This window comes from Sphingobium estronivorans, assembly GCF_008692605.1.
Classification (GTDB): Bacteria; Pseudomonadota; Alphaproteobacteria; order Sphingomonadales; family Sphingomonadaceae; genus Sphingobium; species Sphingobium estronivorans.
This window is the reverse complement of sequence record NZ_LFCT01000005.1, coordinates 1-14,585: the sequence shown is the minus strand read 5'-3', so window position 1 is coordinate 14,585 and position 14,585 is coordinate 1. Positions and strand designations below refer to the sequence as shown.

The following is a 14,585-nucleotide window of genomic DNA, read 5'->3' as shown; positions in this document are numbered from 1 at the left end:
ACCCATCGGTCGCGACGCCTCGTTTTCAACGGACCGTAAAATCAATGCTTCTCGGTCTTTTCCACCGCGTCCGCCGCCTTTTCACCGGCCTCGCGAGTGGCATCGGCCTTGTTTTCCAGCGCGTCGGCCGCATTTTCAGCCGCGTTTTCGGCGTTGCCGCTCAGATTATCAGCCATGGCTTCCATATTCGCCGCCTGATTGTCGATGGCGTCCGCCTGATTCTCATACGCGTTCTCGACCTTGTTCTCCTTCTTGGAATCGCACGCACCGAGTGCGATCAAGCTGGCAAGGCCAAGGACTGATACGATGGTTTTCACGGCGTTTTCTCCTGTTACGCCCCTTTCGGGCAGACGTCTTTCGGCAAGGGCCGGCTGTCCGGAACCCTGACCGCGATCAACCGGTCGCGCGCAGGATGGTTCCCGCCGCAAGCTCCTTTCGTCGCAGAAACGATTTATTTTTTCAGATTATCCCTGATTTCGCGGAGCAGAAGGACCTCTTCCGGCGTAGCAGCAGGGGCCTCTTCCGGCTTGGGCATCAGCTTGTTCACGGCCTTGACCAACAGGAAGATGATGAACGCCAGGATCAGGAAATTGACGAACACCGTCAGAAATTCGCCCCAGCCGACCATGGCGACACCGGCGGCCTTCAGATCCGCATAGCTTTCGGGATTACCCTTGAACCCGGCGGGCAGATCGCCCAACCGGATGAAGTAGCGCGAAAAATCCGCGCCGCCGAAGAGGTAGCCGACCACCGGCATGATGAGGTCGTCGGTCAGCGACTTGGTGATGGTGGCGAAGGCACCGCCGATGATCACACCGACGGCCAGGTCCATGACGTTGCCGCGGTTGATGAATGTCTTGAATTCGGAAATCAGCCCCATGGTGAAACCCCTTGTCCTGATTGCGATAATGACAGCATGAGCCGTTGCGAAGGGTTCGACAACCTCCTATTTCCACACACGAAACAATGACGAGGATGCTCCATGACGATCCTGCGCCAATTCCGGTTATTTCTCCTGCCGTTGCTCGGCGCCTTCGCGCTGTCCGCCTGCGGCATCAACAGCGTCCCCGCCGCCGAGGAAGTCGCCAAGGCCAAATGGGCCGATGTACAAGCCCAGTATCAGCGCCGGGCGAACCTGGTCGGCAATCTCGTCGCCACGGTGAAGGCGGCAGGCAAGCAGGAGCAGGACACGCTGGTCAAGGTGACGGAGGCCCGCGCCAAGGCCACGTCGGTGCAGGTCAATGCGGAGGATCTGTCCGATCCCGCCAAGGTGCAGCAGTTCCAGCAGGCACAGGCGCAGCTCAGCCAGGGCCTTGGCCGCCTGCTCGCGTCGGTGGAGGCGTATCCCGACCTCAAGACCAACCAGAATTTCCTCGACCTGCAATCGCAGCTTGAGGGGACGGAAAACCGCATCGCGGTCGCGATCCGCGACTATAATGAAGCGGTCCGCGCTTATAATACCCGCATCCGCACCTTCCCCGACGCCATCGGCGCGAAGATCATCCACGGCGCCAAGCCGATGACCCCGTTCCAGGCCACCACGCCGGGCGCGGAAGAAGCGCCGAAGGTCGACTTCGGCAACTGAGGCGACCGCCATGCTCCGCCGCCTGCTCCTGATCCTCGCCTTGCTGGTTTTCATGCCGGCCACGGCGGGGGCGCAGACCTTCCCCAAGCTGACCGGGCGGGTGGTGGATGATGCCGCCCTGCTCTCCCCGCAACAGGAACAGGCGCTGACCGACAAGCTCGCGGCGCTGGAAAAGCAGAGTGGGCGGCAACTGGTCGTCGCGACCATCCCCGACCTGCAAGGCTATGATATTTCCGATTATGGCTATCAGCTGGGCCGGAGCTGGGGCATCGGATCGAAGGACAGGAATGACGGCGCGTTGCTGATCGTCGCCCCGCACGAGCGCAAGGTGCGGATCGAGGCGGGTTACGGACTGGAAGGCATCATGACCGACGCCTTGTCGTCCCGGATCATCCGCAACGACATCACCCCCCATTTCAAGGCGGGCGACATGCCGGGCGGGATCGATGCGGGCGTCGACGCCATCGCGAAATTGCTGACCCTCCCGCCCGAAGAGGCCAAGGCGCTCGCGGCACAGGCGGCCGCGAAGGCGCGCGACGCATCGGACAACGGTGGCGGCTTCATGGTCGTCTTTTGGCTGATCGTCGTCGCGATCATCGTCATCGCCATGTTTTCCAATCGCGGTCGGGGACGGCGGTATCGTGGCGGCGCAGGTCCGGTCATTCTGTGGGGACCGGGCGATTCCGGCTGGGGCAGCGGCGGCGGATCGGGCTGGGGCGGTGGCGGCTGGGGCGGCGGAGACGGCGGCGGCTTCTCGGGCGGCGGCGGCAGCTTCGGCGGCGGCGGCGCTTCGGGGGGCTGGTAATGGGTCTGGCGTTGAGCGAAGCCGATCATGACCGCGTGACCGCTGCGGTAGCCGAAGCGGAAGAGACGACCGATGGCGAGATCGTCACCATCGTCGCCCGCCGGTCCGATGCCTATCATGATGTCGGCCTGCACTGGGCGATTGGGGTGGTGTTCCTGGCCCTCTCCGCAGCGGCGGCTTTCCCGCAGCAATTCCGCGCTCTCTGCTCCTGGCTGCTGCAAAGCTGGGACCATGAGATCGCGGACTGGAAGCTGCTGACGATCCTGCTCGGCATTCTGATCCTCAAATTCCTGATCGTCCGCTATGCGCTGGCGTGGATGCCGCTGCGCATGGCGCTGACCCCGAAGGCCACCAAGGCCCGGCGGGTGCGGCGCCGCGCCATCACCCTTTTCCGCGCCGTGGCGCAGGGGCGGACGCGCGGGCGGACCGGCGTGCTCATCTATCTTTCGCTCGACGAGCACCGGGCGGAGATCGTAGCCGACGCCGCCATCAATGCGAAGGTCACGCCCGACATCTGGGGAGAGGCGATGGCCGCGCTGATCGACGCCGTGCGGGAAGATCGCGCCGCCGACGGCATGGCCGAAGCCGTGCGGCAGGTCGGGCTGGTGCTTGCCCGCCACTTTCCGGCAAGCGGCGACAATCCCAATGAACTGCCCGACAGGTTGATCCTCTTATGAGCGAACAGGATATGGCGTCTTCCGAAGAAATCATGTGGGAGGGCCGCTTCATCACCGCCAAGCGACGGGGGCGCTGGGAATATGTCGGCCGGGCGCGCGGCATCCACGCCGCCGTCATCCTGGCCGTCGATGAGGCTGCCGACGGCCGCCATGTGCTGCTGGTCGACCAGTTCCGCGTGCCGTTGGGCCGCCGCTGCATCGAACTGCCCGCCGGGCTGGTAGGCGACCATGACGAAGGCGAGGAAGCCATGCTCGCGGCAACCCGCGAACTGGAGGAAGAGACCGGCTATCTCGCGAGCCGGATGGAGACGCTGGGCGAATTCTACAGTTCGCCGGGCATGGTGTCGGAAAGCTTCACCCTCTTCCGCGCCCACGGTCTTGTCAAAACCGGGGAAGGCGGCGGCGTCGATGGCGAGGACATCCGCGTCCATCGCATCGCCTTGGCGGACATCAACGACCGGATCGCCGCCTGGCGCGCGGAAGGCTTTGCCATCGACGTCAAGCTGCTGTTGCTGCTGGGCGCGGGGATCGTCGGCTAAGCGCGGCTCCTAAGCCACCCGATACCAGGCCGCCACGCGGTCCAGCGCCAGCGTCAGCACCAGCTTTCCCGCTCGCGTCGGCCAGCCGAGCGCTTTTTCCGCTGCCGCCAATCCTTCCCCCGCACAGGCCACCCGCCAGAGTATATCCGCCAGGCCCGGCCCCGCCGCGCGGATCGCGCCATCGAAACGCTCCCGCGCGGATAGCTGCGCCACCGTCGGCTCCGCCTTGCGCCCCGCCCGCCCCTGCGGCGGTGTCGCATCCCAGCGCATGGTGACGCGCGGTCCCAGCCCGGCTTTCTCCCAATCCGCGCGCAGATTGTCGCCCGCGACATAATGGCGCTCGCTCAAATGCCCCCGCGCATGCAGCCAGGCGAGCGGCGATTCCCCGATATTCACCGCCACCTTTCGCGTCTGGCCAAAGGGGTCCTCGATGATCTGCTCGATATATTGCGCGGCCATGGCTCGCTCCCTGCTGGAATCCGATGCAAGGGACTTGCCATGCAGGCTCCTTTGTAGGAAAGGATAAAAACCAAATAGGTAAAACAGGACGCCATATGATTACCCGCATCCGGGAAGTGCGCAAGGCAAAGGGGCTGACGCTGGAGCAGGTGGGCGCATTGTGCAATCCGCCGACCACGGCCCAGACCATCGGCCGCCTGGAAACCGGCACCCGAACCGTATCGGTCAACTGGCTGAACCGCATCGCCCTGGCACTGGGGGTCGCCTCCTCGGAACTGGTTGCCCTGCCCGGACAAAGCGTCGTGCCCGTCGCCGCGCTGCTTGGCCCGGATGGCGCCCGCGCCCCGACCCGCCCGCTCTCGCTCCCCCCGCCGGCCCCGATAGACGCCATGGTCGGCGTGCAGGTGTCGGGCAGCATTGGCGATTATCGCAGCGGCGATGAAATCTGGTGCCGCCGCATCATGCCCGACGAATTCGCCAGCGTCCTCAACCGCGACCTGCTGCTGCCGCGCCATGCCGGGCGCTTCCTGTTCGGACGGCTGATCGGGCGAGAGGACGACCGGCTGCAAATCCTGCCGCTGGGCAGCGGCTCCCGCCAGCAGGTGATCACTGACCCACCCTGGGGCGCCGTGGCGGTTCAACTGGTAAGAAGGCTGTAGACAGGCGGCCCGCTTCATCCTTAACCCGTCAGAAACCACGGTGTTGTAGGAAAATGCCATGACGCTGAACGTCCTGACCCTGTCGACCCTGTTCCCGGACATGAGCCGCCCCAATTTCGGCGTCTTCGTCGAACGGCAGGCGCGGGAGCTGGCGAGCCGGGATGGCGTCACAGTCACGGTCGTCGCGCCGCTGGGCATCCCGCCCTGGCCGCTTTCCCGGTCGAAGCGTTATGCGGCCCTCGCCGCGCTGCCCGCCAAGGAACGGTGGAAGGATCTGACCGTCTATCGCCCGACCTTCCCGATCCTGCCCAAATTCGGCGGCCGGCTGAACGTCCACAGCATGACCCGCGCGATCCTGCCGCTGGTCCGGCATCTGCACGAGCAGCAACCCTTCGACGTGATCGACGCCAGCTTCTTCTTCCCCGACGGCCCGGTCGCGCAGCGTCTGTCCCGCGCGCTCGGCATCCCCTATTCGGTCAAGGCACGCGGCGCCGACATTCATTATTGGGGCACCCGCAAGGGCACCCGCAAGATGGTGAAGCGCGCCGCCGACGACGCTACGGGACTGCTCGCCGTATCGGGCGCGATGCGCCGGTCGATGGCGCATATGGGGATCGATGCCGACAAGATCCGCGTCCATTATACCGGGGTCGACCTCGACCGTTTCGAGATCGTCGACCGCGCCGCCGCGAAGGAGGCGCTGGGATTCGAGGGACCGGTGGTGCTGTGCGTCGGCGCGCTGATCCCGCGCAAGGGGCAGGAATTGCTGGTGGAGGCGCTGCCGCAACTGCATGGCGTGACGCTCCTGTTCGCGGGCCAGGGGCAATATCGCCGGGCGCTGGAAAAAAGGGCGGAGGAACTGGGCGTCGACCGGCGCATCGGCTTTCTCGGCTCCGTGCCGCATGACCGGCTGCCGCGCATCTATGCCGCCGCCGACGTGATGGCGCTGCCCTCCTCCTCGGAAGGGCTCGCCAATGCCTGGGTCGAGGCGCTGGCCTGCGGCACGCCGATCGTCATCACCGATGTCGGAGGCGCGCGGGAACTGCTGGATCGCCCCGAAGCCGGGCAGATTGTCGCGCGCGAGCCGGACGCGCTGGCCGCCGCGATCAGCGAGATCCTCGTCAACCCGCCCCAGCGCGAGGCCGTCCGCGAAACCGTCCAGCGCTTTACCTGGAGCGCGAATGGCGACGCGCTGCTGGACCATTTACGGGACATCGCTCGCGGCGCATGAGCTGCGGAAAATGCGGACAAACGATCGGAAAACTGGCAGAAAGCGCCGATGCAGAAAGTGATTCTCCGCGCGCTCGCGCTGCTCGCTATATTCTTTCATATATCGCTTGCGCCCGCCATGGCGCAGCAGCGCGGGCCTTTGGTCCTTGCCGCCGCCAGTATGCAGGAGGCGATGAACGCCGCCGCCGACGCATGGACGGCACGACGCCATGCCCGCCCGGTGCTGTCCTTCGCCGCTTCCTCCGCGCTGGCCCGCCAGATCAAGAGCGGGGCGCCGGCGGACCTCTTCATCTCCGCCGATGAGGACTGGATGGACGATGTGGAAAAGGCCGGATTCATCCAGCGCGGCAGCCGCGCCGATCTGGCCGGGAACCAGCTTGTGCTGATCGCGCCCGCGCGGATGCCGGTCCGCCTGCGAATCGTCCGGAACATGCCGCTCGCCCGGACGCTGGGCGATTCGCGTCTCGCCATGGCCAATCCCGACAGCGTGCCTGCGGGCAAATATGGCAAGGCGGCGCTGACCGCGCTTGGCGTCTGGCCCTCGGTCGCGAACCGGCTGGCGCTGGGCGACAATGTCCGCTCGACCATGGCGCTGGTGGAACGCGGCGAGGCGCGGCTGGGCATCGTCTATGCCACCGACGCCCGCGCCTCGAAAAATGTGACGGTGGCCGGCGCGTTCCCGCCGGGCAGCCACGAACCGATCCGCTATCCCGTCGCGCGCCTCGTCAAGAGCCGAAACGCCGATGCGGAAGGCTTCCGTCGCTTCCTGCTCTCGCAGGCCGGGCAGAGCATCTTCGCCCGCTACGGTTTCACCCGGCCCTGAAGAAAGGGCGACCCTTTATTTCTGACAGGCGATGATCGCGTCGATCACCGCCAGCGTCTCCTGCGGGTCGCGCACCCGCACCGTGTCCAGCCCCAATTGCTTCGCCGGATAATCGTTGCCGCCCGGGAAGATCGCATCGCCAATGAACATCATCGCGTCGAGCGCGATGCCGCTCGCATCGCGCAGCTTTTTCAGGCCATAAGCCTTGTCCACCCCCTCACGGGTGATGTCGATGGAGGTCGCCCCGCCCATGTTGATCGACAGGCCGGGCAGCCTTTCCCGCAAATCCGCCTGGATCACCTTGCGCTTGGCGAAATCCGGGTCCCACACTTCCTTCGCATGGATCGGCGCCTGCTGACCGAGCGCGGAAAAGGTGATCTGGCTCCCGCGATCCTCGATCCGCTCGCCCCACACCTCTTCCGGCACGAAGCCGGTCGCTTCCAGCGAGGCGTCGAACGCCTCGAAAATCGCCTGCTTCTGCGCCTCGTCGAACAGTTCGGCATAGACCGGCGCCCAGCCGCCCGCGCCATAGGTGTAGAGCTTCGTGCCCGTAGTCGGCATCAGCCACAGCCGCGAACGGTCCGTCCGTTCCGGCAGGCGGCTCGCCACCTGCTTGTCGAATTGCGGCCAGTCACCGCCGGAAATCACCGCGACATGCGCGACCTGCAACAGGCCCGCCAGCGCCGCGCCCATCGCCTCGTCCAGCGGCTGCTTGCTTTCGGCCAGGGTTCCATCAAGGTCGAAGGCGATCAATTCTTTCATGGCGGAGCTCCAGACTGGACAGGCGGTGGCTTTGCCCTGTGCATGCCCGCGATGCAATGCTGATGACGAAGGCTGGTTTTTTCCATTTTCCTGTTCAAAAAGGGGGGATGATCCTGTCCTCCGAAGAATGGGGCGTCGTCCTGTTGTCGCTTCAGGTCAGCCTGGTCGCGGTCGGGCTGATGCTGCCCTTCGCCTTTGCGCTGGCCTGGCTGCTGGCCCGCGCCCGCTTTCCCGGCAAGCTGCTGATCGACGCCTTCGTGCACCTGCCGCTGGTGGTGCCGCCGGTCGTCACCGGATGGCTGCTGCTCCTGCTCTTCGGCGCCAACGGCCCGCTGGGGGGATGGCTGGAACGGACGCTGGGGATCAGCCTCATGTTCCGCTGGACCGGCGCGGCGCTGGCCGCCGCGATCATGGCGATGCCGCTGATGGTCCGCGCCATGCGCCTGTCGATCGAGGGCATCGACCGCCGGCTGGAACTGGCCGCCCGCACGCTGGGCGCAAAACCCTGGCGCGTCTTCTTCACCATATCCCTGCCGCTGGCCTTGCCCGGCATATTGGCGGGATTGGTGCTCGGCTTTGCCCGCTCCATCGGGGAGTTCGGCGCGACCATCACCTTCGTATCCGACGTGCCGGGTGAAACCCGGACCCTGCCGATCGCCATCTATTCCGCGCTGCAAGTGCCGGGCGCGGAAACAGCGGTGACGCGGCTCGCCATAGTGTCGGTCATCCTGTCACTGGCGGCGCTGGTCGCATCGGAAATGCTGGCCCGCCGCGCCTCGGGAGGCCGCACCAACCATGTCCTTTGACCTCGACCTGGACCATCGCGTCGGCGAACGGCGGATCACGCTTCAATGCCGCACGGACGCCGGCCTCGTCGCCCTGTTCGCCCCATCGGGGGCGGGCAAGACCAGCATCCTCAACATGGTCGCGGGCATCCTGACCCCGGACCGGGGCCGGATCGCAGTCGCGGGTGAGACGCTGTTCGACAGCGCGGCGGGCATCGACCTGCCCCCGGAACGCCGCCGCGCCGGCTATGTATTCCAGGACGGCCGCCTCTTCCCCCACAAGAAGGTGCGCGCCAACCTGCTCTACGGCCGCCATGCCGAACCGCCCATGCCGTTCGAGGCCGTGCTCGATTTCCTCGGCATCGGTCATTTGCTCGACCGCTGGCCCGCGACCCTCTCCGGCGGCGAGGCGCAGCGTGTCGCCATCGGCCGGGCGCTGCTGTCGGGTCCGCGCTTCCTGCTGATGGACGAACCGCTTTCCTCGCTCGATCCGTCGCGGCGGGAAGACATCCTCTCCGTCATCGAGAGGATGAAGCACGACCTCGCCATGCCAATCCTCTATGTCAGCCACGACCGCGCCGAGGTGGACCGGCTGGCCGACCAGATCATCCCGTTGTAACGGTCAAACCCACATCCATCAGCGCGCGATTGAGATAGGCCAGAAACGCCTTCTGCCGAACCGGCGCACGGGCACGCAGCCAGGCCAGCGCGACGATCGCCCGCCACTCCGGCACCTGCGCCAAATGTGCGGGCGCGATCCGGCGATAATGGTCGGCATAACAGCGCGCCGCCCAATCGCGCGTCCGGTTGGTCAGCCAGTCCTGCGGCCCCTCGCCAAAGCGCATCAGCATCTCGGTCCGCAGCATGTCCGGCGTGACCGCCCCCCGCGCCGCCTTGGACCAGTCGATGGCGACAGGCCCGCCCTGCGTCACCAGGATATTCTTCACATGGAAATCGCCATGCAGCAGCCGGTCGCCATCGGGCAGCCCATCAAGCAGACGAAGCGCCGCCTGCTGCAAGGCCGGATCGGCAGGCCCATGGATGATATCGGTCCGCAACACCTCCCGCAACGAACGCAGGCCCGGCGCCGGACAGTCATGTATCCGCCGGTGGAACGCCGCCATATCGCGCAGCATCGAGCCGCTGTGCAGGGGACGCACGCGCATCCGCCGCATCATTGTCGGCCCCACGATCTCCGGGTAGAGGATGGCTCGTCCTGCCTTCAGCCGCAATCGCTCGACCGGTCGGGCAACCGCGATGCCGCAGTTCGCCGCCAGCGTCGCCGCCGCAAATTCGCGGGCGATCATCTCCTCCGACACGCCAGCGTGAAAAATCTTGACGACATGGCCTTCGGCCACGCGACACACCCTGGCGCTGGCCCCGGATGCCAGGGTCGAAAGATCGTCTTCCACTATTCCGGAAAGCGTGGACGGCACCCTAGCGTGCAGCGGTTCGCGCGGAATGGAGATCATGCACCTGCGCCCGGCGCTGAACGGGCGCGCGCACGGGCGGTCGGCGCGTCAATCGTTCGACCGCATTCTCGACCAGCATGGCCAGCCCCTGCTCGCTGAGCAGCCCGCCCCGGATCAGGCAGCGGTCAATCAGCACCCGGCGGAAGGCGGAATAGAGCGCCATGTCCGGCGCCCCCGGCGCCGACCAGAATTCGTCGAGCGACCTCTTATGCACCACGCCTGGCACCTTGTAGACCGCATGGCCCAGCACGACGACGGGCTTGCCAGCGTTCAGCGCCAATGTGCCGACGGTGCTGTTGACTGTCACCACGCCCAGCGACTTGCCTACCACCTCGGCAATGTCCCAGTCCGCCAGATAGTGGACCCGGTCGCCCACGCCATAACGGGCGGCCAACCGCCGCGTAAGCCGACCCCAGGCCACCAGCCCCGGATCGAGCGGATGTCGCTTCACCACCAGCGCGGTATTCACCGGGGCATGGGAGGCGAAGCTCTTGATGACGAAGCGCAGCGCCGCCCGCATCGTGCCGAAGGGTGAATGCACGCGGATCTGATAGTCGGAATCGAGTTGGAGCGGCAGCGTGAAATAGCGCCGGTCCTTGACGCGCTCCCATTCGGCGCGGGACTTGCGGCGCTCGGCATGGCGCAGGTTCAGCTTCTTGAACCAAGCCACCGTCTCCAGAAGGAAGCTGTTCGGCCGATGCGTCCGGTAAAAGGGGAAGGCCGGGCGCATCAGCGCCGACGCCATGCCGTTGCGCCCGGTGTTGAAGGCGCGCTGACGGAAGGTGGAGGGGATTTGCGGCTCCCGCCCGTTTTCCTCCGGCGGCAGGGCCTTGGCCTGCTCCAGATACCAGTCGGGATCGAGCGGCAGGGTCGAATTACCGTTCACCCCCTCTTCCTGAAGCGTCAGGAAATCGGGGCGGATATAGCCTTCTTCCACCACATGAACGCGCAGGCTGCGCAGCCGCGCCATCTTGTGCGCCGACGCATGATAGGGGCGGCAATCGCCGTAGAGGATCAGGTCGGTGACGCCATGGTTGACGATATAATCGTCGAAGAAGAGCGGCCAGTTACGGAACGTCCCGCGATAGTCGGTCGCGCCCTCCCCCGGCCAGTCGACCTTGTCGCCACCATTGATGTTGATCCGCAGCGCACGGTGCCCCTTGGCCTGCAACGCTTCTGCCAACATAGCGAAATAAGGTCCATGCGGACCCTGAAGGAACAGGAAGGTCTTGGCGTCGGCGTCAACCATGCAAATACTCGGCGGACAAAGTCATAAATCTCTGCAACTTCCCCTGTAAAGTCCGCAGCCGTATCAACCAGGACACCGGCGAAGATGTTCCGCTTGCCAGCCGTTCCACCATCACTTCAGGGCCGCAGGGCAAGCGCGTCACCGGATCCAGATAGAGTGGATAGAGAATGAGAGCGCCCGCGACAAGCTGATCCAGCGTCAGCTGCCTCCCGCGCCGCGCATTGGGCTGTGCCAGATCGCGCGTCAGGCCCCATCCGGCGTAGAAGGGCATGCCGTGCACCGTCACCGGCCGGTCGCGCATCAGTGCCTCGAACCCCGTAAGGGAGGAGAGGACATGCACCTCGTCGACCGCCTGCACCAGTTCCATGAGCGGCGATCCCGTGTCGATGCAGTCCGCGTGGCTCAGCACCACGGCGTCGCTCAAATGCCCCTTGCGCAACCCCGCCTGCACATCGGGATGCGGGCGATAGACGATGAACGCCTCCGGCTCGGCGGCGCGCACGCGCTTCAGCAGGTCCAGATTGCCCGCCACCCCCGCGCCGCCATAGGCGACCGACAGGTCATCCTCCACCTGCCCCACGGCCAGAACGGTGCGGCGTCCCCGTGGCAGGTCGATCATCCGTCCGGCATCGCGGCCATATTTGGTGACGGCCGACGCCCGGATCGCCGCGCGCAGCCGCGCGGCGCGCGCCTCCAGTTCGGGGGAAAATGCATGGGTCGCCAGCAGCTTTTCCATGTCGCTCGGACGCCGCGCGTCGTAATAGATGCCCGCCCGGTCGACCACCACCGAACCCGGCGGATGCAGCGCGGCGCCCAGCCCCTTGGACCGAAGAAAGCCGTCCTCGACCCGGGCAATGGTGACGCTGCCCTGCTCCAGCACGGTCAAAGACACGCGCGAGGGCCAGACCGCCAGCGCGCCGCCCTGCTTTCGCGCCCGCCGCAAGCCCTTTTCCGCCGCCAGAAAAGGGGGCGAGCGCACCCCGTCCCACAGGAAATGGCGGATCGCCTCCCGTTTCCAGAAAGCCATGCCGCACGCCGCGACGATGCCCCGGTTGCCATCCAGATGCCGCCGCCAATCGGCAAGCTGGCTCACCGCCCGTGCCGCGTCGACATCTTCCCCACTAAAACAGTCGCGATAACGGGCGGCGCCGACCGCGGCACGCGCAGTTTGACGCAGCAGGTCCGGCGCGACCCGTTGCCCATCGGGGCCAAAGACCGGTACGTCCAACAACCCTGCGATGATCGCCAGTTCATCCTCCGGTGCAGCGTGGACGGAGCGCGCCCCGGCGATCACCGCCCAGAGGTCGCTGGGCGGCGGCAAGATGCGCCCCGCAAGGACGGCGCGTCCGCCGCCACCGCGCACGATTCCGATATCCTGCCGTGACAGACCGTCCAGCGCCGCCTGCATGACCGCGACGCCTTCGCGGGCGACCAGCCTGATCCCTTGGGGCCGATGGCCCCAGAAAGGTCCGCCGACCCGCGCCGCCGCTATGGCATCGAGCAGCGCGTCGGACACCGGCTCCGCCCGTTCGCCATCCTGCCGCAACGCGCTGATCGCAGCCACGGCGGGCCGCACCCCCGGAAAGGGCGGAGAGCGCAGAAAGGGTTGCGCGTTCGTCAAAGCCGTCCCCTGCCCCCGTCAGATCCGCAGCGCATCGGGCAATGCTTCAGCCGCCAAAAACGCAATTCATACAATGGCTTCTGCGCACGCCCTGGAAAGACGTCAAGCATCGACCGAGGCCGTCATCTCCTGCAACATATTCTCTATGCTGTCGAAATAAGCTTCCCAGGTCGGCGGCCGCCAATTCGCGATCCGCGCCAGCTGCGCCGCCCGTTCCCGCGAATCCGGCTGACAATAGGCGTCGATGACGCGCAGCCAGCCCAGGCCGTCCAGCGGATCGAGATAGTCGGGCGCATCGCCGCCGACTTCCCGGTGCGCGATGATGTCGCTACAAATCACCGGCACGCCCGCCGACAGCGTCTCGATCACCGGCATGCCATAGCCTTCCTCGAAGGACGGCATCAGCATCGCCCGTGCCCCCGCGACCAGCGCATTCATCCGGTTGTCGGGCACGCTGCCCGCCTCGATCACATGGCCACGCAGCATCTCCGCGCGCTCCAGCATGTCGACGACATTCTCATTTTCCCAGCCGCGCCGCCCGATCAGCACCAGCACCGGCGCCCTGTCGCCCAACTTTTCCACCAGCCGCCGCCAGACATTCAGCAGCAGCAGATGGTTCTTTCGCGGTTCGATGGTGGAGATATAGACGAAATAGGGCCGATCCGGCACGTCATGACCGCCCGTCACCAGCATGTCAGGCGCATCGGCGCCGAAATGCGCCACCCGGATCGCCCGCCCGTCCAGCCCGCGCGTCAGATATGGTGCGAGCGCGTCGATGGTCGCCTGGCTGTTGCCGATGATCCCGTCGGCATAGCGGTCAATCGTCCGCACCCGCTTCAGATGCTCCTCCGCCCCCTGTGGCCGCGCGAATTCGGGATGGGTGAGCGGGATCACGTCATGCACCAAAATCACGAAACGCGCGCCCTCCGCCCGCAGGATCGCGCCCACCTGATCGGCATCGTCCAGATGATGCGGCGACACCTGCAAATAGATGCGCGGCCCGTCCGCCACCGGCACCGGACGAGGACGCAGCGCGATCAGATGGCGAATGACCGCCGCCTTGCTCTCCCGTTCATCCACCTGATCCGTATTCCGCCAGCGCGCCGCCGTGAAGGCCAGAAACTGGCGTACCGCCGCACTGTTCAGTCGGCCATAATAGCCGCCCGCCGGATGCACGGCGGCGAAGGCCAGCCGCTCCGGCATCCGCTCCAGCAATTCACGGGCATAGGTATATTCGACCCGATCGATGCCCGTCGGCGCGGCATGGAAACTGCGCGAGAGCAGCCGCGAAATATCGAGAATGACCTCCGTCGACCGGCCGCCGCCGGCAAAGCGCAGGCTTTCCCGCTTGGATCGCAGCGCCAGCCGCGCCCCAGGGGCCTTGAAGGGCTTGAGTGCCATGTCAAAGAAACCGCATCAGAACTGCGCGCGAATCTCTTCCGCCAACAGCTGCAATGCCGCCGGATCGGCGAAATCGCCCTGCGCATGGGCCACGAAGTTCCGGGACTGCCCCTCCCAGCGCGGCACGATATGCACATGCAGATGGAACACGGTCTGCCCGGCAGGCGCACCGTTGAATTGCGCGACATGGATGCCGTCTGGGTCCAGCGCCTTGCGCGTGGCCTTGGCGACCTTCTTCACGGTCGCCATCACCTGCGCCAGCGCTTCATCCTCGACCTCCAGGATGTTTCGGGCCTTCGACCATTTGGAAATGACCAGACTGTGCCCTTTGGACTGCGGCTGGATATCGAGGAAGGCATAAGTATGCTCATCCTCATACAGCTTGGTCGAGGGGATTTTCCCGGCCAGGATCAGGGCGAAGACATTGCCCTCGTCATAGGTGCCGTCGAGGCTCATTGCGCTTCCTTAAGCAAGATAATGCGCAGAGGTCTTAGCGGCGACTTCCTCTGCCGTCACGC

Annotated in this window: 18 protein-coding genes; 9 read left to right on the top strand and 9 right to left on the bottom strand. The window is 65.9% G+C overall.

What is annotated here, in order from left to right:
- Positions 1-41: 41 nt before the first annotated feature.
- Both F7P65_RS05235 and mscL read right to left on the bottom strand, forming a co-directional pair.
- Positions 42-317 (bottom strand): hypothetical protein, encoded by a 276-nt coding sequence (locus F7P65_RS05235; RefSeq protein WP_150290710.1) that lies wholly within the window; start codon positions 315-317, stop codon positions 42-44.
- A 134-nt stretch (positions 318-451) separates the two neighbouring features.
- Positions 452-880, bottom strand: coding sequence for a large conductance mechanosensitive channel protein MscL (mscL, locus tag F7P65_RS05230; protein ID WP_150290709.1), 429 nt, complete (start codon positions 878-880; stop codon positions 452-454).
- A gap of 102 nt (positions 881-982) precedes the next feature.
- Between mscL and F7P65_RS05225 the strand changes: the two genes are divergently transcribed.
- The 4 genes from F7P65_RS05225 to F7P65_RS05210 are packed head-to-tail and all read left to right on the top strand — an operon-like array spanning position 983 to position 3,606.
- Entirely contained in the window at positions 983-1,585 is a 603-nt protein-coding gene (locus F7P65_RS05225) for a LemA family protein (protein WP_150290708.1), read from the top strand.
- A 10-nt stretch (positions 1,586-1,595) separates the two neighbouring features.
- A complete protein-coding gene (locus F7P65_RS05220; RefSeq protein ID WP_150290707.1) occupies positions 1,596-2,390 on the top strand; it encodes a TPM domain-containing protein in 795 nt (264 codons plus the stop codon).
- Positions 2,390-3,067, top strand: a complete 678-nt coding sequence (locus F7P65_RS05215; RefSeq protein ID WP_150290706.1) for a TPM domain-containing protein — start codon at positions 2,390-2,392, stop codon at positions 3,065-3,067. Before F7P65_RS05220 ends, F7P65_RS05215 begins: the two co-directional genes overlap by 1 nt.
- Positions 3,064-3,606 (top strand): NUDIX hydrolase, encoded by a 543-nt coding sequence (locus F7P65_RS05210; RefSeq protein WP_150290705.1) that lies wholly within the window; start codon positions 3,064-3,066, stop codon positions 3,604-3,606. Before F7P65_RS05215 ends, F7P65_RS05210 begins: the two co-directional genes overlap by 4 nt.
- Positions 3,607-3,615: 9 nt before the next feature.
- Here the strand turns inward: F7P65_RS05210 and F7P65_RS05205 are convergent, their stop codons facing one another.
- Positions 3,616-4,065: a DUF6456 domain-containing protein gene (locus F7P65_RS05205; protein ID WP_150290704.1), complete on the bottom strand. Its 450-nt coding sequence runs from the start codon at positions 4,063-4,065 to the stop codon at positions 3,616-3,618.
- A 95-nt stretch (positions 4,066-4,160) separates the two neighbouring features.
- On the opposite strand from F7P65_RS05205, the gene F7P65_RS05200 reads away from it, so the two are divergent.
- From F7P65_RS05200 to modA, 3 genes are read left to right on the top strand one after another with little or no spacing between them, the layout of a single operon-like run.
- A complete protein-coding gene (locus F7P65_RS05200) occupies positions 4,161-4,724 on the top strand; it encodes a helix-turn-helix domain-containing protein (RefSeq protein ID WP_150290703.1) in 564 nt (187 codons plus the stop codon).
- A 58-nt stretch (positions 4,725-4,782) separates the two neighbouring features.
- Positions 4,783-5,955 carry a glycosyltransferase gene (locus F7P65_RS05195; protein WP_150290702.1) on the top strand — a complete coding sequence of 391 codons (1,173 nt, stop codon included), beginning with the start codon at positions 4,783-4,785 and terminating at the stop codon, positions 5,953-5,955.
- Positions 5,956-6,003: 48 nt separating this feature from the next.
- Positions 6,004-6,777 carry a molybdate ABC transporter substrate-binding protein gene (gene modA / locus F7P65_RS05190; RefSeq protein WP_150290701.1) on the top strand — a complete coding sequence of 258 codons (774 nt, stop codon included), beginning with the start codon at positions 6,004-6,006 and terminating at the stop codon, positions 6,775-6,777.
- Positions 6,778-6,792: 15 nt separating this feature from the next.
- Here modA and F7P65_RS05185 read toward each other — a convergent pair whose 3' ends face one another.
- Positions 6,793-7,539, bottom strand: a complete 747-nt coding sequence (locus F7P65_RS05185) for an HAD-IIB family hydrolase (RefSeq protein ID WP_150290700.1) — start codon at positions 7,537-7,539, stop codon at positions 6,793-6,795.
- A 107-nt stretch (positions 7,540-7,646) separates the two neighbouring features.
- On the opposite strand from F7P65_RS05185, the gene modB reads away from it, so the two are divergent.
- Together modB and F7P65_RS05175 are read left to right on the top strand one after the other, a co-directional pair.
- Positions 7,647-8,345 carry a molybdate ABC transporter permease subunit gene (modB, locus tag F7P65_RS05180; RefSeq protein ID WP_150290699.1) on the top strand — a complete coding sequence of 233 codons (699 nt, stop codon included), beginning with the start codon at positions 7,647-7,649 and terminating at the stop codon, positions 8,343-8,345.
- Positions 8,335-8,943, top strand: a complete 609-nt coding sequence (locus F7P65_RS05175) for an ATP-binding cassette domain-containing protein (RefSeq protein ID WP_150290698.1) — start codon at positions 8,335-8,337, stop codon at positions 8,941-8,943. The genes modB and F7P65_RS05175 overlap by 11 nt, the downstream gene beginning before the upstream one ends.
- Here F7P65_RS05175 and F7P65_RS05170 read toward each other — a convergent pair.
- The 5 genes from F7P65_RS05170 to F7P65_RS05150 all read right to left on the bottom strand — a co-directional run bounded on the left by F7P65_RS05170 (position 8,930) and on the right by F7P65_RS05150 (position 14,523).
- On the bottom strand, positions 8,930-9,736 hold the full coding sequence (locus F7P65_RS05170; protein WP_420853305.1) for an aminoglycoside phosphotransferase family protein: 807 nt from the start codon (positions 9,734-9,736) through the stop codon (positions 8,930-8,932). The genes F7P65_RS05175 and F7P65_RS05170 overlap by 14 nt on opposite strands.
- Positions 9,737-9,761: 25 nt before the next feature.
- Complete coding sequence (locus F7P65_RS05165) at positions 9,762-11,045, bottom strand: capsule biosynthesis protein (RefSeq protein WP_150290696.1); 1,284 nt, start codon at positions 11,043-11,045, stop codon at positions 9,762-9,764.
- Entirely contained in the window at positions 11,038-12,666 is a 1,629-nt protein-coding gene (locus F7P65_RS05160) for a capsular polysaccharide export protein, LipB/KpsS family (protein WP_150290695.1), read from the bottom strand. Before F7P65_RS05160 ends, F7P65_RS05165 begins: the two co-directional genes overlap by 8 nt.
- A gap of 102 nt (positions 12,667-12,768) precedes the next feature.
- Positions 12,769-14,067, bottom strand: coding sequence for a glycosyltransferase family 4 protein (locus F7P65_RS05155; protein WP_150290694.1), 1,299 nt, complete (start codon positions 14,065-14,067; stop codon positions 12,769-12,771).
- 15 nt (positions 14,068-14,082) lie between these two features.
- Complete coding sequence (locus F7P65_RS05150) at positions 14,083-14,523, bottom strand: HIT family protein (RefSeq protein WP_150290693.1); 441 nt, start codon at positions 14,521-14,523, stop codon at positions 14,083-14,085.
- Positions 14,524-14,585 lie beyond the last annotated feature (62 nt).

Coding starts and splice junctions, on each gene's coding strand:
- mscL (WP_150290709.1), bottom strand. CDS start 880: ATGGGGCTGATTTCCGAATTCAAGACATTCATCAACCGCGGCAACGTC.
- F7P65_RS05225 (WP_150290708.1), top strand. CDS start 983: ATGACGATCCTGCGCCAATTCCGGTTATTTCTCCTGCCGTTGCTCGGC.
- F7P65_RS05220 (WP_150290707.1), top strand. CDS start 1,596: ATGCTCCGCCGCCTGCTCCTGATCCTCGCCTTGCTGGTTTTCATGCCG.
- F7P65_RS05215 (WP_150290706.1), top strand. CDS start 2,390: ATGGGTCTGGCGTTGAGCGAAGCCGATCATGACCGCGTGACCGCTGCG.
- F7P65_RS05210 (WP_150290705.1), top strand. CDS start 3,064: ATGAGCGAACAGGATATGGCGTCTTCCGAAGAAATCATGTGGGAGGGC.
- F7P65_RS05205 (WP_150290704.1), bottom strand. CDS start 4,065: ATGGCCGCGCAATATATCGAGCAGATCATCGAGGACCCCTTTGGCCAG.
- F7P65_RS05200 (WP_150290703.1), top strand. CDS start 4,161: ATGATTACCCGCATCCGGGAAGTGCGCAAGGCAAAGGGGCTGACGCTG.
- F7P65_RS05195 (WP_150290702.1), top strand. CDS start 4,783: ATGACGCTGAACGTCCTGACCCTGTCGACCCTGTTCCCGGACATGAGC.
- modA (WP_150290701.1), top strand. CDS start 6,004: ATGCAGAAAGTGATTCTCCGCGCGCTCGCGCTGCTCGCTATATTCTTT.
- F7P65_RS05185 (WP_150290700.1), bottom strand. CDS start 7,539: ATGAAAGAATTGATCGCCTTCGACCTTGATGGAACCCTGGCCGAAAGC.
- modB (WP_150290699.1), top strand. CDS start 7,647: ATGATCCTGTCCTCCGAAGAATGGGGCGTCGTCCTGTTGTCGCTTCAG.
- F7P65_RS05175 (WP_150290698.1), top strand. CDS start 8,335: ATGTCCTTTGACCTCGACCTGGACCATCGCGTCGGCGAACGGCGGATC.
- F7P65_RS05165 (WP_150290696.1), bottom strand. CDS start 11,045: ATGGTTGACGCCGACGCCAAGACCTTCCTGTTCCTTCAGGGTCCGCAT.
- F7P65_RS05155 (WP_150290694.1), bottom strand. CDS start 14,067: ATGGCACTCAAGCCCTTCAAGGCCCCTGGGGCGCGGCTGGCGCTGCGA.
- F7P65_RS05150 (WP_150290693.1), bottom strand. CDS start 14,523: ATGAGCCTCGACGGCACCTATGACGAGGGCAATGTCTTCGCCCTGATC.